The 19,323-nt window shown below is 73.2% G+C and carries 17 protein-coding genes; 5 read left to right on the top strand and 12 right to left on the bottom strand.

Going from position 1 to position 19,323, the window contains the following annotated elements; translation table 11 throughout:
- Positions 1-7: 7 nt before the first annotated feature.
- From PP1_RS00405 to PP1_RS00380, 6 genes are read right to left on the bottom strand one after another with little or no spacing between them, the layout of a single operon-like run.
- Complete coding sequence (locus tag PP1_RS00405; RefSeq protein ID WP_010242160.1) at positions 8-1,537, bottom strand: aldehyde dehydrogenase; 1,530 nt, start codon at positions 1,535-1,537, stop codon at positions 8-10.
- Positions 1,538-1,551: 14 nt separating this feature from the next.
- Positions 1,552-2,313 (bottom strand): alpha/beta fold hydrolase, encoded by a 762-nt coding sequence (locus tag PP1_RS00400; RefSeq protein WP_010242158.1) that lies wholly within the window; start codon positions 2,311-2,313, stop codon positions 1,552-1,554.
- Positions 2,310-2,867 carry an amino acid synthesis family protein gene (locus PP1_RS00395; protein ID WP_010242156.1) on the bottom strand — a complete coding sequence of 186 codons (558 nt, stop codon included), beginning with the start codon at positions 2,865-2,867 and terminating at the stop codon, positions 2,310-2,312. Before PP1_RS00395 ends, PP1_RS00400 begins: the two co-directional genes overlap by 4 nt.
- On the bottom strand, positions 2,864-3,499 hold the full coding sequence (locus PP1_RS00390; RefSeq protein WP_010242154.1) for an amino acid synthesis family protein: 636 nt from the start codon (positions 3,497-3,499) through the stop codon (positions 2,864-2,866). Before PP1_RS00390 ends, PP1_RS00395 begins: the two co-directional genes overlap by 4 nt.
- The gene (locus PP1_RS00385; RefSeq protein WP_010242152.1) at positions 3,496-4,629 is read right to left on the bottom strand and encodes an LLM class flavin-dependent oxidoreductase; all 1,134 of its coding nucleotides are present in this window, start codon (positions 4,627-4,629) and stop codon (positions 3,496-3,498) included. The genes PP1_RS00390 and PP1_RS00385 overlap by 4 nt, the downstream gene beginning before the upstream one ends.
- 1 nt (position 4,630) lies before the next feature.
- Complete coding sequence (locus PP1_RS00380) at positions 4,631-5,329, bottom strand: GntR family transcriptional regulator (RefSeq protein ID WP_010242150.1); 699 nt, start codon at positions 5,327-5,329, stop codon at positions 4,631-4,633.
- A 236-nt stretch (positions 5,330-5,565) separates the two neighbouring features.
- Here PP1_RS00380 and PP1_RS00375 point away from each other — a divergent pair, with 236 nt between their 5' ends.
- From PP1_RS00375 to PP1_RS00365, 3 genes are all read left to right on the top strand, one after another.
- Entirely contained in the window at positions 5,566-7,182 is a 1,617-nt protein-coding gene (locus PP1_RS00375; RefSeq protein WP_010242148.1) for a BCCT family transporter, read from the top strand.
- A gap of 49 nt (positions 7,183-7,231) precedes the next feature.
- Entirely contained in the window at positions 7,232-7,618 is a 387-nt protein-coding gene (locus PP1_RS00370; RefSeq protein WP_010242145.1) for a cupin domain-containing protein, read from the top strand.
- A gap of 105 nt (positions 7,619-7,723) precedes the next feature.
- Positions 7,724-8,410 carry a GOLPH3/VPS74 family protein gene (locus PP1_RS00365; RefSeq protein WP_033200614.1) on the top strand — a complete coding sequence of 229 codons (687 nt, stop codon included), beginning with the start codon at positions 7,724-7,726 and terminating at the stop codon, positions 8,408-8,410.
- On the opposite strand, the gene PP1_RS00360 is transcribed toward PP1_RS00365, so the two are convergent.
- The 6 genes from PP1_RS00360 to PP1_RS00335 form a co-directional block, all read right to left on the bottom strand.
- Complete coding sequence (locus tag PP1_RS00360; RefSeq protein WP_249266098.1) at positions 8,407-10,107, bottom strand: acyclic terpene utilization AtuA family protein; 1,701 nt, start codon at positions 10,105-10,107, stop codon at positions 8,407-8,409. The genes PP1_RS00365 and PP1_RS00360 overlap by 4 nt on opposite strands.
- A 77-nt stretch (positions 10,108-10,184) precedes the next feature.
- The gene (locus PP1_RS00355; protein ID WP_033200679.1) at positions 10,185-11,006 is read right to left on the bottom strand and encodes a TIGR03084 family metal-binding protein; all 822 of its coding nucleotides are present in this window, start codon (positions 11,004-11,006) and stop codon (positions 10,185-10,187) included.
- 2 nt (positions 11,007-11,008) lie between these two features.
- Positions 11,009-11,770 carry an enoyl-CoA hydratase/isomerase family protein gene (locus PP1_RS00350; protein ID WP_010243012.1) on the bottom strand — a complete coding sequence of 254 codons (762 nt, stop codon included), beginning with the start codon at positions 11,768-11,770 and terminating at the stop codon, positions 11,009-11,011.
- Positions 11,770-13,773, bottom strand: coding sequence for an acetyl/propionyl/methylcrotonyl-CoA carboxylase subunit alpha (locus PP1_RS00345; protein ID WP_010243015.1), 2,004 nt, complete (start codon positions 13,771-13,773; stop codon positions 11,770-11,772). The genes PP1_RS00350 and PP1_RS00345 overlap by 1 nt, the downstream gene beginning before the upstream one ends.
- A gap of 8 nt (positions 13,774-13,781) precedes the next feature.
- Positions 13,782-15,383: an acyl-CoA carboxylase subunit beta gene (locus PP1_RS00340; protein WP_010243020.1), complete on the bottom strand. Its 1,602-nt coding sequence runs from the start codon at positions 15,381-15,383 to the stop codon at positions 13,782-13,784.
- Positions 15,384-15,414: 31 nt separating this feature from the next.
- Positions 15,415-16,569, bottom strand: a complete 1,155-nt coding sequence (locus PP1_RS00335; protein WP_010243022.1) for an acyl-CoA dehydrogenase family protein — start codon at positions 16,567-16,569, stop codon at positions 15,415-15,417.
- A 273-nt stretch (positions 16,570-16,842) separates the two neighbouring features.
- On the opposite strand from PP1_RS00335, the gene PP1_RS00330 reads away from it, so the two are divergent.
- Positions 16,843-18,513: an AMP-binding protein gene (locus PP1_RS00330; protein ID WP_010243023.1), complete on the top strand. Its 1,671-nt coding sequence runs from the start codon at positions 16,843-16,845 to the stop codon at positions 18,511-18,513.
- A gap of 11 nt (positions 18,514-18,524) precedes the next feature.
- Positions 18,525-19,289 carry an enoyl-CoA hydratase/isomerase family protein gene (locus tag PP1_RS00325; protein ID WP_010243024.1) on the top strand — a complete coding sequence of 255 codons (765 nt, stop codon included), beginning with the start codon at positions 18,525-18,527 and terminating at the stop codon, positions 19,287-19,289.
- The last annotated feature ends 34 nt before the right edge of the window (positions 19,290-19,323 follow it).

The raw sequence follows: 19,323 nt of genomic DNA, 5'->3' as shown, positions 1-19,323 counted from the left end.
GTTCCTCCTAGGACCGCAGGACGAACGGGTCGCCCGCGGGCTCGTCGCTGGTGTTGATCCACACGCTCTTCAGTCGCGTGTACTCGCGGACGACCTCGGTGCCGTGCTCGACACCGAGACCGGAGGCCTTGAACCCGGACCGCGGCGACAGGGGGGACATCGCGCGGTACATGTTCACCCAGACCGTGCCGGCGTCCAGGGCGGCCGCGGCCCGGTGGGCGCGGGCGAGGTCGCGCGTCCAGATGCCGGCGGCGAGGCCGTAGTCGGTGTCGTTCGCGATCCGCAGTGCCTCCTCGTCGTCGTCGAACGGGATGATCGCGACGACCGGGCCGAAGATCTCCTCGCGGCACATGCGGGTGTCGTTGCCGAGGCCGGTGAACACGGTGGGCTCGTGGAACCAGCCGCCGAGCCCGGTGTCCGGGCGTCCGCCGCCGTGGGCGACGACGCCGCCCTCGGCGCGTCCCGCGGTGACGTACTCCTCGACCTTGGCGAGCTGGGCGGCCATCGCGAGCGGCCCGAGCTCGGTGCCCTCGTCGAGGGGGTCGCCGATCCGGATCGTGCGTGCCCGCTCGACGACACGCTCGACGAGCTCGTCGTAGACCGACCGGTGGGCGAGCACCCGGCTGCCGGCGATGCAGGTCTGCCCGGCCGCGGCGAAGATCCCCGCGATGACACCGTTGGCCGCGCTCGCGACGTCGGCGTCGGCGAAGACGAGCTGCGGGGACTTGCCGCCGAGCTCGAGCCCGGCGCGCACCAGCCGCCGTCCGGCGCGCTCGGCGATCCACGACCCGGTCGCGGTGCTCCCGGTGAAGGACAGCTTGGCGACGTCGTCGTGGTCGACGAGCGGGGCACCCGCCTCGCCGCCGAACCCGGTCACGACGTTCACGGCGCCCGCCGGGAAGCCCGCCTCCTCGAACAGCGGGGCGAGCGCGAGCATCGAGGCGCTCGTGTACTCCGAGGGCTTGACCACGGCGGTGTTGCCGCAGGCCAGCAGCGGCGCCAGCTTGGCGACGGTCAGTGTGAGCGGCGAGTTCCACGGGGTGATCGCGCCGACCACGCCCACCGGCTCGCGCAGCGTGTAGTTGAGGACGTCGACGCTGCTCGCCGGGATCGTCTCGCCCTGGATCTTGTCGGCGAGCCCGGCGTAGTAGAAGAAGTACTCGGGCAGCCCGGCGAGCTGGGCCCTCATCTCACGCAGCAGCTTGCCGTTGTCGGTGCTCTCGGTGCGGGCGAGCTCCTCGGCGTGCTCGCCGACGAGCTCCCCGACCCGCCGCAGCAGGGCGCCGCGGCGGGTCCGGGACATCCGCCGCCACCCCGGCGACTCGAACGTCGTGCGGGCCGCCTCGACCGCGCGGCCGACGTCGGCCGCCGTACCGCGGGCCGCCTCGTACCAGGGCTGCCCGGTGGTCGGGTTGTCGCTGCCGAAGTAGGCGCCGTCGGCCGGCGGGACCCGCTCGCCGCCGATGAGGTGGTCGTGGCGCGGCAGCGGGGTGGTCCGCCGCTCCGGCGCAGCGGGGGCGTCCGGTGTCGTGGTCATGGGGCCAGCGCTCCTCACGAGGGGTCGGTCGGGGTGGGTACCGGGTCGGGGTCGCCGAGCAGGTCGAGGACGGCGTCCGGGCGCTCCAGCGGCAGCAGGTGGCGGGCGCCGTCGACGACCACGGCCCGCCCGTGCGGGACGCGACCGGCCAGCGCCCGCGTCATCGCCGGGGTGGAGCCCGGGTCCTCGGCCCCGGTCACGGCCGTCACCGGCGGGACGAGCCGGGGCAGCTCCGGCCAGAGCTCGGCGTCCGCCCGGGCGAACACCGCGTAACAGGCCAGGTAGGACGACGGCCGGTTCGCCGCGAGGGTCCGCCGGACCCGGTCGGCGAGCTCCGGCTCCGCGGCGGTCCACTCCGGGGAGAACCAGCGCCGCACCGCCGCGTCGAAGGTCGCCGCCAGGTCGGTGCCGGCCGCGCCGAGCCGGGCGGCGACCGCGGCCCGCTCGTCGTCCGAGCGGCCCGCGACCCCGCTGACCAGCGTCAGCCGGGCGACCCCGCCGGGATGGTCGAGCGCGACCCGGGTGGCGACGAGCGCGCCGAGCGAGAAGCCGACGAGGTGCACCGGACCACCGGCGCCGGCGACGACCTCCGCGACCGGCGCGGCCAGGTCCGCTAGCGTCGTCCCGGCCGGGGCGTCCGGTGCGGAGCCGTGCCCGAGCAGGTCGGGGGCGTGCACGGTGTGCCCGGCGGCCGACAGCTCCGGCGCGACGCGGTCCCACAGGGTGTGGTCCAGGCCCACACCGTGCAGCAGGACCACGTCGGCCGGGCGCCTCACTTCTCGCTCGACAGCGGTGCGAGGCGGGCCTGCGGGCGGCCCTGCGCGGCGGCGGCGAGACCGACGACGATCTCGTCGGCGCGGGGGCCGTCCGGGACGCGCGCCTCGACGGTCTGGTGGTGCGAGCGGATCGTCGCGTCGGTGACGTGCTTGAGCGGGATGTCGAACACCGTCCCGGCGGCGGCCCGCTTCTCGACGGCCGGCAGCAGCGTGGTCGCCTGCGCGGCGTCGCGGAAGTGGTTGCCGAACTTCAGGGTGTGGATCAGCCCGGAGCCGTGCTCGATCTCGCCGTCGAGCCCGACGATCGCGGCCTTGCCGTAGGCCTCGACCGGCGCGCCGAGCGCGGCCACGACCCGGTCGGACAGCAGCTTCCCGAGCTCGGGGGCGACCTCGTCGATCGTCGGGCCGAGGTCGTCGACGAAGCCGTGACCGGCCCACGGGTTCTCGACCACGGCCAGCACGACCGCGACCCGGGCGGCGGGCTCGACCGGCCGGCCGCCCTCGGTGTGGATCTCGTCGACGACGGTGTGGATGCTGCGGACGGTGACGCTCATGAGACGGACTCCATGTGGTTGCGGTGGTCGGTGGACGGGCCCGCCGCCCGGTCCAGGACGTGCCGGTCGAGCGCGGCGTCGGAGCGCCGGTCGCCGATGCGGGCGTTCGGGCGGGGACCGTCGGCCGCGGCCGCGATGACGGCGATCTCCCCGGGCCGCGGGCCGTCGGGCACCCGGACGGTGATGGTCTGGTAGTGCGAGCGCGTCGCGGCGTGGTCCTTGTGCCACAACGGGACCGTGAGCGGGGTGCCGGCGGCCGCGCGCTGGTCGGAGAACACGATGATCGACTCGCCCTCGGTGCGGTGCCGGAGCACGTTGCCGAAGAACGGCGTGTGGATCAGCGCACCGGCGTGCTCGAGCTCGCCGTCCAGGCCCACGATCGCCGCCTTGCCGAACGCCTCGACCCCGGCCGCGCCGCCGAGCGCGGTGAGCAGCCGGTCCGACAGCTCGTGCGCGATCTCCGGAGCGAGCCCGGCGACCTCCGGCGAGAGATCGTCCTGGATCCCGCGGCCCCGCCACGGGTTCGCGACGACGGCGACGACAGCGGCCCGCCGGACCGGTGTCCGCACCGGCTCCCCGAGCTCCCGCACGCTCTCCTCGACGACGGTGACGATCCGCCGGATCGCGCTCACGCGGAGCCCTCGGCGAACTGGGGCATGACCTTCTCGGCGAACAGCTCGAAGCTGCGCATCGCCTTGCCGTGCTCGAGACCGGGGTGGGTCGTCCACAGCAGCAGGTCCTGCAGGTTCAGCTCGGACTGCAGCTCGTGCACCTTCTCCGCGACGTGGTCCGGGGTGCCCACCAGCAGGTTGCGCTCGGCGAGGAAGTCGTAGTCGAGGTCCCGCCCCGTGATGTCCTCGCCGACCTCGCGCAGGTTGTTCAGTCCGCGCCAGTGGCAGATCCAGCGGTAGGAGGTCAGCAGCGCCTCCTCGAAGTCGGCGCGGGCCTGCTCCATGGTGTCGGCGACGTAGACGTCGCGGACCAGCGACAGGCCGGTGCCGAGTGCCTGCTCGACGCCGGTGGCCTCGGACAGGGTGTCCCGGTAGAGCTCGAACCGGCCCTTCAGCTCGGAGATCGGCGGCATCCAGAAGATGCCCTTCATGCCGGCGCGGGCGGCGCCCTGGATCGATCGCGGGGTGTCGATGACCTGGGAGAGCGGCGGGTGCGGCCGCTGGAACGGCTGCGGGACGACCTTGAGCGCGTCGAGCGTGCCGTCGGCGCCGACGAACTCCGGCGAGGGCGGGGACAGCGGATGGTCCCAGCCGATCCCGGGCGCGGGGTAGGTGTGGAAGTCCCCCTGGTGGGAGAAGAAGTCGCCGCTCCAGGCCTTCCGCAGCACCTCGACGGTCTCCTCGAACAGGGCGCGGTTCTGCTCCTGGTCACGGGGGTCGGCGGACGGGTTGAGGTTCATCGCCTCGCGGCCGTAGAGCCCGCGCCCGACGGCGACCTCGGCCCGGCCCCGCGAGAGCTGGTCCAGCATCGCGATGTCCTCGGCGAGGCGCATCGGGTTCCAGAAGGTCACGATGTTGGCGGCCTGGCCGATGCGGATCCGCGAGGTGCGTGCCGCGATGTCGGTGCCCATCAGCACCGGGTTCGGGACGAGCTCGTAGCCCTCGTGGCCGAAGTGGTGCTCGGTGTACCAGATCGAGTGGTAGCCGGCGGTGTCGGCGTAGGTCGCGACGTCCCGGATCTCGTCGAGCACGCCCGCGACGTCGTCGAGCCGGCCGGGGGCGCCGACGTTGTGGAAGATGGAGAAACGCATCTCAGGACTCCTTCGTCGATGAGTGGCCGCCGATCCGGTGGTCGGCGGTGAGGGTGGCCCGCTCGCTGGAGCGGACGTGGTCGCGCATCGCGAACTCCGCCCCGATGCCGTCCTTGCCGCGGACGAGCTCGAGCACGTGCCGGTGCTCGGCGAGGGACTCCCCGAGGCGGCCGGGCCGGGTCAGCGAGGCCGACACCAGCCGCTGGTAGGCGAGCTGGTTCATCAGCGTGCGGTAGTGCGTGACGAGCTGGGTGTTGTCGGCGCCGGTCACGAGCAGCTCGTGGAACTCGTGGACCAGTGCGGCGTACCCGTCGGCATCGCCACGGGCCACCGCGCGGTCGGAGCGCTCGATGTTCTCGTCGAGACCGTCGAGCTCCCGGACCGGGCCGCGGGCGGCGAGCAGCCGGGCCCCCATGCCCTCGAGCATCTCCTTCAGCTCGAACAGCTCGACCACCTCGCGGCGGCTCGGGGCGCGGACGAACGTCCCCACCCGGGGCCGGATCTCGACCAGCCCCTCGATCTGCAGCTGCTTGAGCGCCTCCCGGACCGGGGTCCGGGACACGTCGTACCCGTCGGCCAGCACGACCTCGGACAGTGGCTGCCCGGGCAGGTACCGGCCCTCGATGATGGCGCGCCGCACCCCGTCCAGGACGCGCTCCTGCGCACCCCGCCGAGCGACCAGCGCCGCGGTCTCTTGCATGCATCACAAGCTAAGAAGTAGCGAGGTTCCCGTCAAGAGCGAGCGGTCGATCTCTGCGCCTCTGGTGCATTTCGCCTGATAAATGCCAGGTCGACGGGAACGGTCATGTGGCGACGCGACGACATGGCGAGGGTTGACCACCCCCGTCTTGCATGCCACAGTCCCGCTCATTGCAGCCCGGGACTCGCCCGGCTTCTCGCTGCACCGCTCCATCGCTCCACGCACCGGAGGCATCAATGTCGACGCCCAGAGCCGAGTCGTCGCGGACCCGACGACCCGGCCCCGTCCTGTTCGTCTCGCTCGGGCTGACGCTCGCGATCGTGGCCTGGGGAGCCGCCGCCGGTGAGTCGCTGTCCCGCGCCGGGTCCGCCGCGCTCGACGGCATCACCCGCGGCTTCGGATGGGCCTACCTGCTGGTCTCGCTCGGGTTCCTCGTCTTCCTGCTCTTCCTCGCCTGCAGCAGGTTCGGCCGGCTCCGGCTCGGCCGTGACGACGAGCGGCCCGCGTTCCGCAGGCTCACCTGGTACGCCATGATCCTCTCGGCCGTGATGGGTATCGGGCTGATCTCCTACGGGGTCGCCGAGCCGATCGCGCACCTCGCGGCCCCGCCGCACGGCCTCGCCGCACCGATGACCACCGACGCCGCGGTCACGGCGATGCAGTTCTCGTTCTTCGACTGGGGCCTGCACGCCTGGGGCATCTTCGCCGTCGTCGGGCTCGCCATGGCGTGGTCGATGTTCCGGCGCGGCCGCACCGGCCTCGTCAGCGCGCTGTTCCGGCCGCTGCTCGGGCGCCGCGCCGACGGCCCGGTGGGTGGCGCGATCGACGTCTTCGCCGTCGTCGCCACGCTGTTCGGGACGACGACGTCGCTCGGACTCGGCGCGATGCAGATCAACGGCGGGTTCACCGCCCTGTTCGGGATCCCGAACTCGACGGGCGTCCAGTTCGTGATCATCGGGGTGATCACGCTGCTGTTCACCGCGTCCGCACTCACCGGTGTCGCCCGCGGCATCCGCTACCTGTCCGAGGCGAGCATGGGGCTCGGCGCGGTCCTGTTCGTCTTCGTGCTGATCGCCGGGCCGACCGTGTACCTGCTCGACCTGTACGTGCAGTCGGTGGGCCGCTACCTGAGCGAGCTGGTCGCGACCAGCCTGATCACCCCGGCCAACGGCGACATCGACTTCATGCAGTCCTGGACCTACTTCATGCTGGCCTGGTGGCTGTCCTGGGCCGCGTTCGTCGGCGTCTTCCTCGCCCGCATCTCCCGCGGCCGCACGGTGCGCGAGTTCGTCGTCGGGGTGCTGCTCGTCCCGAGCCTGGTGTTCTCGATCTGGTTCACCGCGTTCGGCGGGACGGCCATCCACACCGACCTCGCCGGGACGACCCGGGTCGCCGCCGCCGCGGCGGCGGACGCCAACTCCGCCTTCTTCACCATGCTGCAGTCGCTGCCGCTGCCGGCCGTCACCTCGGTGGTGACGATCGTGCTCGTCGTGCTGTTCTTCGTGTCCGGCGCGGACGCCAACACCTACGTCCTCGGCATGCTGACCAGCCGCGGCACCGAGCACCCGCCGGCCTGGATCCTCGCGCTGTGGGGCCTGGTCACCGGGGCCGCCGCGATGGCGCTGCTCGTCGCGGGCGGCCTGGAGTCGCTCCAGCAGATGGTCATCGTCAGCTCCGCGCCCTTCCTCGTGGTCGTCGTCGGGGTCGCCGTCGCGTTCTGGCGCGACCTCTCGACCGACCCGGTCCTCCCGCCCGCCGGGCCGGGACCCGCCCCCGGCGACCGGGAGACGACCGGCGGGGAGGACGCGGCCGTCCGGCAGGTCCCCGACGAGGCCACGACGGCCGTCCGCTGACCCACGCATCCCGGCCCGGCCGCCGGGTACCCGACCCCGAGGAGCCGCCATGCCCGACAGCCCGCCGCTCGCCGGTCTCCGCTTCCCCGGCGGGGAGGTCCCGGCCGAGGTCCGCTGCGACGACCTGCCCCTGTTCGACGGTCCGGTGTGGACCAGGATCGCGCGCCGGGCGGACGCCCCCGGCGGGCTCACCGTGATGGCGACCCGGTTCGCCGCCGGCGCCGGGACGGCCTGGCACCACCACGACTCCGACCAGACCCTCGTCCTGTCCGCCGGCCGGGGTGCGGTCGAGTACGCCGACGGCCGCGCGCTCGCGCTCTCGCCGGGTGACGTCGTCACCGTCGCCGCGGGCGAGCGGCACCGTCACCTGGCCGGCGCCGACGGCATGACCCACCTGTCGGTGACCACCCTCGGGGACACCCACCTCGACCCGTGAGCCCACGGAGGGCTGACAGGTGTTGACCGTGCCGTGGCGGCATGGTGTCGACTACGGGTGTCGAGCTGCCCGGCCGGTCCGGTGCACCGCCGGGACGAGGGGACGATGACCGTGCAGAGCGAGAACCTGATCGTCGAGGACGTGCTCCTCCTGCTGATGGACGACACGTACGGCGTCCCGGCCGGGGCCGGGACGCTGCACCAGACGCTGGGCGGAGCGGTACTGGTCGAGCTCGCCCTGCTCGGCCGGATCCGCCCGGAGGACGGGGGTGCCTGGTACAAGGGCACGACGATCGTCGCCACCGGCGACGGCCCGCTCCCCGACCCGCTGCTGCAGGACGCCTACGACACGGTCGCCGCGCGGCCGCGGCACGTCCAGTCCCAGCTGGTCACGATCGGATCCACGCTCTGGAAGCCGCTGACGGAGCGCCTCGTCGAGCGCGGGTTCCTGCGCCGCGAGCGCAGGCGTTTCCTGGGCCTGGTCCCGACGACCAGGCTCCCCGCGGCGGACACCGGCTACGAGTACGCACTGCGGGAACGGATGCAGGCCGTCCTCGAACGCGGCGAGGAGCCCGACGCCCGGCTCGCCGCGATCATCGCGCTGATCTCGGCCAGCGGGACGCTGCCGAGCCTGGACCCGGTCCCGAAGTGGTCGGGCCGGGTCGCGACCCGAGCCAAGGAGCTGGAGCAGGGCAACTGGGGTGCCGCCGCGGTGAGCAGCGCGGTGATCGCGGCCGCGGCGGCGCTGTCCGCCGCCAGCGCGGCCGCCGTCGTCACCACGGTGTCGTCCTAGACCTCCCCGCCCTCCAGCAACACCACCGGGACGTCGACGAGGCGGCTGCGCAGGTACTCCCCCAGTCCCTTGGCCTGCGGATCCGGCCGGGTGGCCGACGCGACGCCCGCCCCGAGGATCCCGACGACGACGATGTTGACCGCCCGCAGGTTCGGCAGCTCGTAGCGGTGGATCTCCAGGTCCGCGGCCTCGGGCAGCAGCTCCCGGACCGTCGCGGTCGTCAGCAGCCCGCGCAGCCAGGCGTACTCGGCGTCGGTGCGGACCCAGACGCCGATGTTGGCGTTGCCGCCCTTGTCCCCCGACCGCGCCCCGGCGATCTCACCGAGCGGAAGCCGCCGGGTCGGCCCGCCGACCGGGGCCGGCGGCGCGGCCTCCGGGGCGGGGTCCGGGACCGGGCCCGTCACCGGGGCGTGCCCGACGGCGCGCACGGTGCCGTCCGGCAGGGTCACCTGGTGCCCGACCTCGGACGCGGGCACGAGCGTGGGCCAGTACACGCCGAACGCGCTCTCCGCCGAGGGCGGGGTGGTCGTGTGGAAACCGGGGTAGCCGCCGAGCGCGAGTTCCATGGTGGTGTTGGAGAACGCCCGCCCGACCTTCCGCCGGTCGGGGTCCTTCACCGTGATCCGCAGGTGCGCGGTGGCCTCGGCGTTGGCCGGTGCGTCGGGGTGGTCGAAGCGCAGCAGCTGCGTGTCGAACTCGGCGAACCGGTCCCGCCCGCCGAGCAGCTCGGCGAGCTGCTCGGTCGCCCACTCCGCCTTCTCCTCGATCCGGGTGCCGGTCAGCACCAGGGTCATGGTGTTGCGGTAGCCGCCCTCGTGGTTGAGCGCGACCTTGAGCTCGTCGGTGGGGGCGCTGCCGCGGGTGCCGGAGATCCGGACCCGGTGCTCGCCCTCCTGGATCAGCTGCGACGTGTCGAAGTGCGCCACGGCGTCCGGGCCGAGGTAGGCGGGCCGGCCGATCTCGTAGAGCAGCTGCGCGGTGACGGTGCCGACCGAGACCAGGCCGCCGGTCCCCTCGTGCTTGGTGATCACCGAGGAGCCGTCCGCCTCGACCTCGGCGATCGGGAACCCGGGATAGCGGCGGTCGGTGACCTCGGAGAAGAACGCGTAGTTGCCGCCGGTCGCCTGCGGCCCGCACTCGATGACGTGCCCGGCCGCCATGGCACCGGCGATCGCGTCGAGATCGGTCCGCTCCCAGCCGTGCCACCAGGCCGCCGGCCCGACGACGACCGAGGCGTCGGTGACCCGCCCGGTCACGACGATGTCGGCGTCCGCCCGCAGCGCCTCGGTGATCCCCCAGGCGCCCAGGTAGGCGTTGGCGGTCACCGGGTCGACCCCCGCGTCGGCGAGCTTCGCACCGGTGTCGAGGTGGGCCAGCGGGTGACCGGCGGCCTGCAGCTCGTCGAGCCTGCCGACGAGGTCGTCGCCGTCGACGTGGGCGATCCGCGGGGCGAGCCCGAGCCGCTCCGCCAGCGCACCGAGCTCGGCGGCCAGGCCCGCGGGGTTGAGCCCGCCGGCGTTGGAGACGATCCGGATCCCCCGGTCCAGGCAGGTGCCGAGGATCTGCTCGACCTGGGTGAGGAAGGTCTTCGCGTAGCCGGTGGACGGGTCCTTCTGCCGGGCCTTCCAGAGGATCAGCATGGTGAGCTCGGCGAGGTAGTCGCCGGTCACGACGTCGACCGGGCCACCCTCGACCATCTCGCGTGCGGCGGAGATCCGGTCGCCGTAGAACCCGGAGCAGTTGCCGATCCGGACGGCGCGGCGGAATTCGGCGGTCACGGGCGTCCTCCGGGGTTGTGCGGGACGGGCACGGCGCCGGGCGCACGGCCGGGGCCGGGTGCACCGGCGAAGGTCTGCGCGATGGAGATCCACTCGGTGGCGACGGGGCCGTCGACGACCAGCGCGGTGTCGGAGACGTGGCGGCGCTGGGTGACGGTGAGGCAGAAGTCCAGGGCGGTGCCGGTGACCCGGTCGGCGGCGTCGGCCGGGCCCCACTCCCATCGCGCACCGGACGGGGCGTCGAGCTCGACCCGCACGGGCGTCGCGGGCACCGGGCGTTCGTGGAGCGTGTACACGAACCCGAACGTCCGGACGCCGAGGTGGGCGACGTGCCGGAGCCGGTCGCTGGGTTCGCGGACCGCACCGAGCGCGTCGGCGACGTCCTGGCCGTGCGCCCAGGTCTCCATGAGCCGGGCCGTCGCCGAGGACAGCGCGCTCATCTCCGGGCCGTACCAGGGCAGCCTGGTCCTCGGATCCAGGCCGCGGAAGGTCCCGACGAACGCGGAGCGGGCGCGGTCCAGCCAGGCCCGGACCTCGTCGGCCCCCAGGTGGGCGTGCTCGGCGGCGATCCGGTCCGGGAAGTCCGTCCCGCCCGCGACGAGCACGTCGGCGTCGCGGCGGAACCCCTCCGGGTCGGCCGCGGCCTGCGTCGCGGTCTCGTCGAAGTACGCCAGGTGGGTCAGCTGGTCGCGGACGTCCCAGCCGGCGGCGGGGGTGGGCGTGGCGATGCCGTCGTCGTCGAGTGCGGCGACCAGATCGGCCAGCACGCGCGTCTCGGCGACGAGGTCGTCGAGGACGCCGTCCAGGGTCACCGTCATCGTCAGACCCCCTGCCAGACCGGCGTGCGCTTCTCCCGGAAGGCGAGCGGGCCCTCCTGGGCGTCACGGGAGCGGTACACCGGCTCCCAGATCTCCTCGGCACGGTCGTAGGCCTCGGCGCGGGAGTGGGTCGCGGACAGGTACGCCGTCCGCTTCGCGGCGAGCACCGACAGCGGGGCGTTGGCGGCGATCCGTTCCGCGAGCTCCTGGGTGCGCTCCCGCAGGCGCTCGGCGGGCACGACGTCGTTGACCAGGCCGTACGCCTGGGCGCGCGCCGCGTCGATCGGGTCGCCGGTCAGCAGGATCTCCATCGCGATCCGGGGCGGGACCAGCCACGACAGCGGCGCCGCCCACGGCGACCCGCGGCCGATCCGCACCTCGGAGACGGCGAACCGGGCGTGCTCGGCGGCGACGACGAGGTCGCACTGCTGGGCGAGCAGGAACCCGCCGCCGAAGGCGATGCCGTTGACCGCGGCGATCGTCGGCTTGGCGACGTCGATGTTGCGGCCCAGCTGGGGCAGGAAGTCCGGCGGCGGCACCGTCAGCGCCGTGTCGTTCATCTCCTTGAGGTCGCCGCCGGCGCAGAACGCCTTCTCCCCCGCGCCGGTGAGCACGAGCACCCGGGCCCCGTCGTCGGCGTTGAACCGGTGCACCCCGTCGAACAGCCCCTCGCGCACGGCCCTGCTCAGCGCGTTCCGTGCCTCGGGACGGTCGATGGTCAGCCAGGCGACGCCGTTCACGACCTCGTAGGTCACCTCGGACATCAGGCATCCTCCTTCTCGTCCGCGATCTCGTCGATCACGGCCAGGACCGCTCCGGTGTCGACGGTCTGCCCGACCTCGACGGCGACCTCCGCGACCACACCGGCCAGCGGTGCCCGCACGGAGTGCTCCATCTTCATGGCCTCGAACACGACGATCACCGCGCCGGCCCCGACCTCCTGCCCGGCCTCGGCCGCGACCCGGACGACGGTGCCGGGCATGGGCGCGAGCAGCGACCCCGGGGCGGCCTCGGTACCGGGCTCGGGCAGCCGCGGCCGCTCGGTCAGGGTCGTGCCGCCGAGCACGCTGTCGCAGAACACCTCGTCCCCGGCGACGTGCACGGAGACGGTGCGGCGGACGCCCGCCACCCGCAGGTCGACCCGGTCGGGCCGGGCCTCGATCAGCACCGGTGAGTCCAGCGGGGTGCCGTCGACCGACGCCGTGAGGCCGTCCCGGGTGATCCGGTAGCGCACGTCGACGTCGGTCTCGCCGATCCGGTACCAGGCGTGCTGGGACGCCCCGCCGACGTTGCGCCACCCGGTCGGGACCGGGCGCTGCACGGGGGCGTCGGCGCGGCGGGCCGACTGCGCGGCCAGCGCCGCCGCCAGCGCGTGCACCGCCACCGTGTGCTGCGGCACGGTGCCGACCAGGGCCGACGGATCGTGCCGGGTGAGGTAGCCGGTGTCGGTGCGCCCGGCGAGGAACTCGTCCTCGCGCAGGACCGCCACGAGCAGGTCGCGGTTGGTGACCAGGCCGTGGAGCTGCGCCTCGGAGAGCGCCCGCGCGAGCTTCCGTGCCGCCTCCGCGCGGGTGCGGCCGTGCGCGATCACCTTGGCCAGCATCGGGTCGTAGTGCGTCCCGACCAGCGAGCCGTCCCGTACCCCGGTGTCGACCCGGACGCCCGGCAGCTCCGGGATCCGGAACCGGTGCAGGGTGCCGGAGCCGGGCAGGTAGTCGGCGGCCGGGTCCTCGGCGTAGAGGCGGGCCTCGATCGCGTGCCCGGTGATCGTCGCCCCGCGGACCTCGGCCGGGAGGGGGTCGCCCTCGGCGACGCGCAGCTGCAGCGCGACCAGGTCCAGCCCGGTGATCTCCTCGGTGACCGGGTGCTCGACCTGCAGCCGGGTGTTGACCTCCAGGAAGAAGAACTCGCCGTCGGGGGCCATGACGAACTCGACGGTGCCGGCACCGGTGTAGCCGATCGCGGCACCGGCGGCCACGGCCGCGTCGCCGAGCTGCGCGCGCAGCGCGTCGTCGACGGCCGGGGACGGGGCCTCCTCGATGATCTTCTGGTAGCGCCGCTGGATCGAGCACTCCCGCTCGAAGAGGTGGACGACGGTGCCGTGGGTGTCGCCGAAGATCTGCACCTCGACGTGGCGGGGGTCCTCGACGTACCGCTCGAGGAACACGGTGCCGTTGCCGAACGCCGACGTCGCCTCGCGCCGGGCACCGGTGACGGCGTCGACGACCTCGTCGGCGGCGCGCACGATGCGCATACCCCGGCCGCCGCCGCCGTACGCGGCCTTGACCAGCAGCGGGTAGCCGATGCCGTCGGCCATCGCGGCGACCGTGGCGGCGTCGACCTCCTCGGCGTCGTCGACGGTCGCGCCGGGCAGCACCGGCACGCCCGCCTTCTCCATCAGCTCCTTCGCCGCGATCTTGGAACCCATCGCCTCGATCGCCTCGACCGGCGGGCCGACGAAGGTGATGCCCTCGTCGGCGCAGGCGCGGGCGAACCCGGCGTTCTCGGAGAGGAAGCCGTAGCCGGGGTGGATCGCGTCGGCCCCGGTCGCCCGCGCCGCCTCGATGATCTTCTCGACGCGCAGGTAGGTGTCCGCCGGTGCGGCGCCGGGGAGCAGCACCGCCTCGTCGGCGGCCTCGACGAACAGCGCGTCGGCGTCCGGGTCGGAGTGGACGGCGACGGTGGCGATGTCGAGCGCGCGGGCCGACCGGATGATCCGCTCGGCGATCTCACCGCGGTTCGCCACCAGCAGCTTGTGGATGGTCATCTCCTGCCTCACATCCGGAAGACGCCGAAGCCGCGGCGGCCCTCGACGGTGTTCGAGTGCGCGGCCGACAGGGCGATACCGAGCACGGTGCGGGTGTCACGGGGGTCGATCAGGCCGTCGTCGTAGAGCTTCGAGGTGACGGCGAACGAGTGCGACTCGGACTCGATCTGCTCCTCGATCGCCGCGCGGTTCCGCTCGTCGGCCTCGGCGTCGAACTCGCGGCCCGACGACTCCGCGGACTGCTTCCCCACGATCGACATGACGCCGGCGAGCTGGGCGGCCCCCATCACGGCGAGCCGGGAACCGGCCCAGGCGAACATCATCCGCGGGTCGTAGGCGCGTCCCGACATGCCGTAGTTGCCGGCACCGAACGAGGCCGCCAGGTTGACCGTGATGTGCGGGACCTTGCTGTTGGCCACCGCGTTGATCATCTTGGAGCCGTCCTTGATGATCCCGCCCTGCTCGTAGGACTTCCCGACCATGTAGCCGGTGGTGTTCTGCAGGAAGATCAGCGGCGTGTCGGTCTGGTTGGCCAGCTGGATGAACTCCGCGGCCTTCTTCGCCTCCTCGCTGAACAGCACCCCGCGGGCGTTGGCGAGGATCCCGACCGGGTAGCCGTGGATCGACGCCCAGCCGGTGACCAGGCTCGTCCCCCACAGCGGCTTGTACTCGCCGAAGCGGGAGCCGTCGACGACGCGGGCGATCACCTCGCGCGGGTCGAACGGGACCTTGATGTCCGACGGCGCGATGCCCAGCAGCTCGTCGGGGTCGTGGACCGGCTCGTCGGCGGGCCGCGTCGGGCCGGGGCCGAGCTTGTGCCAGCCGAGCTCGGAGACGATCTCGCGGCCGATCCGGATGGCGTCGTGCTCGTCGACGGCGAAGTGGTCGCACAGCCCCGACACCCGGGCGTGCATCGACGCGCCGCCGAGCTCCTCGTCGTCGGCGTCCTCGCCGGTGGCCATCTTCACCAGCGGCGGGCCGCCGAGGAAGACCTTGGCCTGCTGGTCGACCATCACGGCGTAGTCGCACATGCCGGGCACGTAGGCGCCGCCCGCGGTGGAGTTGCCGAACACCAGCGCGATCGTCGGGATCGCCATCGAGGAGAGCTCGGTGAGATCGTGGAAGATCTTGCCGGCGGGCACGAACAGGTCCGACTGGGTGGGGAGGTCGGCGCCGCCCGACTCCACCAGGTTGATCACCGGGAGCCGGTTGACGCGGGCGATCTCGAGGGCGCGCAGCGTCTTCTTCAGCGACCACGGGTTCATCGCCCCGCCGCGGACGGTCGGGTCGTGCGCGATGAGCACGCACTCGACCCCGGAGACGACGCCGATGCCGGTCACGATCGACGCGCCGACGGTGAACCGGGTCCCCCAGGCGGCCAGTGACGACAGCTCCAGGAACGACGCGTCGCGGTCGAGGAGCAGCTCGATCCGCTCCCGCGCGAGCAGCCGTCCGCGGTCGTGGTGGCGCTTCTGGTAGCGCTCCCCACCACCGGCGACGGCGGTCTGCAGCTGCTCGTCGAGCTCGGCGAGCACCTTCTCGGACTGGCTGCGGTTGCTGAGGTAGGTCTCGTCCGCGGTGTTCAGCGCGGAACGCAGGACGGTGGGCATGGTTCTGCGGGCCCCTTCGGATCGGAGGAGATCAGTACGAGCGGGTGAGCCCGAGGCTGTGCTGGGCGACGAAGTTGAGCACCATCTCCCGGCTGACCGGGGCGATCCGCAGCAACCGCGAGATCCCCCAGTACGGCAGCAGGCCGTACTCGGTCGCCAGCCCGTTGCCGCCGTGGGTCTGGATGGCGGCCTCGACGGCGGCGCCGGCGGCCTCGGCGGCGGCGTACTTCGCGACGTTCGACGCCTCCCCGGCCGGCAGTCCCCCGTCGTGCAGCCAGGCGGCCTTCGACGTCATCAGCGCCGCCAGGTCGGTCTCGATCCTCGCCTTGGCCAGCGGGTGCGCCACGCCCTGGTGGCTGCCGATCGGGACGTCCCAGACCGTGCGGGTGGTCGCGTACTCCGCGGCCCGGCCCAGCACGTGCCGGGCGACGCCGACGCACACCGCGGCGCCGGTGATCCGCTCCGGGTTGAGCCCGTGGAACACCTGCTGGAAGCCCTCGTGCTCCTCGCCGAGGAGCGCCTCCGCGGGGAGGCGGAGGTCGTCGAAGTGCAGGACGAACTGCTTCTCGGGCAGCTTCGCCGACACCGGCAGCGGGGTCCGCACCAGGCCCGGTGCGTCGGTCGGCACCAGGAACAGTGAGAGCTTCCCCTTGCCGGTGTTCTCGTCGACCCCGGAGCGGGCGACCAGCAGGATCGCCTCGGCCTCGTCGACACCGGAGATGTAGTGCTTGGTCCCGTTGACGACCCAGTCGGCACCGTCGCGCCGGGCGACGGTGGAGAGCCGGTGGGTGTTGGAGCCGGCGTCGGGCTCGGTGATCGCGAAGACCACCTTCGCCTCGCCGGAGGCCATCCGGGGCAGGTAGTGCGCCTTCTGCTCGGGCGTCCCGAAGTCGGCGATCATCTCGCCGGAGATCGCCGCCGACACCAGCAGGAGCAGCTGCGGGCAGCCCGCCGCGGCGGTCTCCTCGCACACCATCGCGAGCTCGACGAGCCCGGCGCCCCCGCCGCCGTACTCCTCGGGGAGGTTGATCCCGAGGAAACCGCTGCTCCCCAGCTTGGCCCAGAGTTCCGAGGTGGGCTCGCCCGCCTCGGCCCGCGGGACGTAGTACTCCGGGCCGAACTCCGCCGCGATCGCCCGCACCGTGTCCCGGAGGTCCCTGTGCTCGGGGCTCTCCCGAAAGTCCACCTCGACTCCTTCAGCCGTCCTCGGCCGGTCGCCCCGGCGCGGAGTACATCGTCGTTCACTTTCGTCGACGTTGGCAAGCCCCGGCGCCGGCCCGCTCGACCCGGCAAGTCGGCAGCTCATGCCCGGTTCCGACGCCCACCTCGACACCCTCTCATGACGGGGATCACACCGCCATATCTCGGACTTATGTGAATCGAGTGTGACTCAAGGGTTGTCTTCGTCACCCGAGCCCGCGATGCTGACCGCCGTCCGGTGAACGGCAAGGAGGCTGGTGTGGACCTGCTCGGGAAGATCGACGTCACGACGCTGCGGGGCAGGCGGGCGGTGAACCGCTGGGAACGCACGGCCGTGGGGGACGTCTTCGAACGGCTCACCTGGAGCTACCCGGACGCGACGGCCGTCACCGGACGGCCCGGCGCCTACGGTGAAGGGAGATTCGCATCGGTGACCTACCGGCAGGCCGACGAGATCGCCTGCCAGGTGGCGCACGCGCTCGCCGGCCAGGGCCTCGAACCGGGCGCCCGGGTCGTCCTGTTCTGCGAGAACTCGGTGGAGGCCTACCTCGCGAAGATCGGCATCGCGAAGGCGGGCATGGTCGCGATGCCGATCAACCCCTCCCTCGCCACCGACGTGCTGGAACACCTGATCGCCCAGGCGGAGCCCGGCCTCGCGATCGTCGACGCCGAGCTGTGGCCGCGCGCGGAGGAGGCGTTCACCGGGACCGGCCTGCGGGTCGGGGCGACGGTCACCATCGGCGGCGGCCCGGTGGCGGGGTCCCCCTCCTTCGGCGGCTTCCTCGACGGCCACCCCACCACCGAGCCCGAGGTCGAGATCCACGGCGACGACATCTGGCAGCTGCTCTACACGTCGGGGACCACGGCGATGCCGAAGGGCGTGATGACCTCGCACGCCGCCAGCCACCTGGCCGGCCTGAACTTCGCCGTCTCGCTGACCCGTGGGCTCCGGGTGGAGACCGAGCTGAAGGTCCTCACCTACCTGCCGATGATCTACCACGTCGGCGACCAGATCTTCACGCTCTCCGCGTTCCTGTCCGGCGGCTCGCTGGTGCTCGGCCGCCGGCCGGTGCCCGACCAGGTCGTGGCCGCGATCGCCGAGGAACGGCCGACGGCGGTCTGGGCCGGGTCCCCGCAGTTCGTCGCCGCGCTGGCCGCGGAGGCCGACCGCACCGGGGCCGACCTGTCCAGCCTGACCGTGCTCGTCTACGGGTGGGGCGCGCTCGCCCCCGACGTCTACGCCACGCTGCTGCGCGAGGCGCCGGGACTGACCGTGCTGGGGATCTTCGGCCAGACCGAGGCGATCGCCTGCCACCGGTTCTGGCCGGCGAAGTGGCCCGAGGTCTACGACCGCTCGGCACCGGCCGTCAACTACGTCGGGGTGCCCAGCCCGCTGCTCGCCTCCGACGTCGTCGACGAGACCGGCGCCTCGCTGCGGGACGCCCCGCACACGCCGGGCGAGGCCGTCTACCGCAGCCCGATCGTCACGGCCGGCTACTACCTGAACGAGGACGCCACCCGCGAGGCGTTCCGCGGCGGCTGGTTCCACTCCGGCGACAGCGCCGCGGTCGACGACGACGGCCTCCGGATCATGGTGGACCGCTTCAAGGACATCGTGAAGTCGGGCGGCGAGAACGTGTCCAGCCTGCGCGTCGAGTCGGTGCTGCACTCCCATCCGGCCGTCGAGAAGGCGGCGGTGATCGGACTCCCGCACGCGCACTGGGGCGAGGCCGTGACCGCCGTCGTCGTGCTCCGGGCCGGCGCCGCGGCCGACCAGGAGTCGATCATCGAGCACTGCCGTGCCCGGCTCGGCGGCTACGAGACGCCCAAGGCGGTCGTGTTCGCCGACGCACTGCCCGAGACCGTCGGCGGGAAGATCCTCAAGTACAAACTGCGCCACGAGCACACGACGCTGTTCGGCCAGGGCTGAGGGGGACGACGATGCCGCTGGTCACCCTCGACGTCGACGACGGGATCGCGGTCGTCCGGCTGGCACGGCCGGAGCACCTGAACGCCCTGTCCGACGAGCTGCTCGACGACCTGGAGTCCACCCTGGACACCATCGATTCCCGCGCCGACGTGCGCGCGGTCGTCGTCGCCGGCAGCGGGCGGGCGTTCTGTGCGGGCGCCGACCTGCGCCGGCTGCGTGCGCGCCTCGACGGCGCACAGGACGCGATCCTGGCCTTCGTGCGGCGCGCCGGGGAGTTGTTCGCCCGCGTCGAGGACTCGCCCCGGCCGGTCGTCGCGGCCGTCCACGGCTACGCGGTGGCCGGTGGATTCGAGCTGGTCCTGGCCGCCGACATGGTCGTCGCGGCCGAGGGGACGCTGCTCGGCGACGGGCACCTGCGGTTCGGGGTGATCCCCGGCGGCGGTGGCACGGTGCGGCTGCAGCGCAAGGTCCCGGCCAACGTCGCGACACGGCTGCTGCTCACCGGCGACCTCGAGCCGGCCGAGCGGTTCGTCGGGTGGGGTCTGGTCGAGGAGGTCGTCCCCGCCGACGACCTCCTGCCCGCGGCGCTGCGCCTCGCCCGCCGCGTCCTCACGCGGAACGACCGCGGGGTCGCCGAGATCAAGCGGGTGGCCCGCGCCGCCCGCGACCTGCCGACCGACGAGGCCCTGGAGCTGGAGTTCGACGCCTTCGCGGGCTACGTCGGCTCGGACGAGCTGCGGGCCGGGCTGACCAGGTTCGCCGAGCGGAGCGGGTGATCCCCCCTTCACCGGCGGGCCCCCGATCGACATC

It is taken from the genome of Pseudonocardia sp. P1, from assembly GCF_000178675.2.
In the GTDB taxonomy this organism is placed as follows: Bacteria; Actinomycetota; Actinomycetes; order Mycobacteriales; family Pseudonocardiaceae; genus Pseudonocardia.
This window is presented reverse-complemented; position numbering and strand designations above follow the sequence as displayed.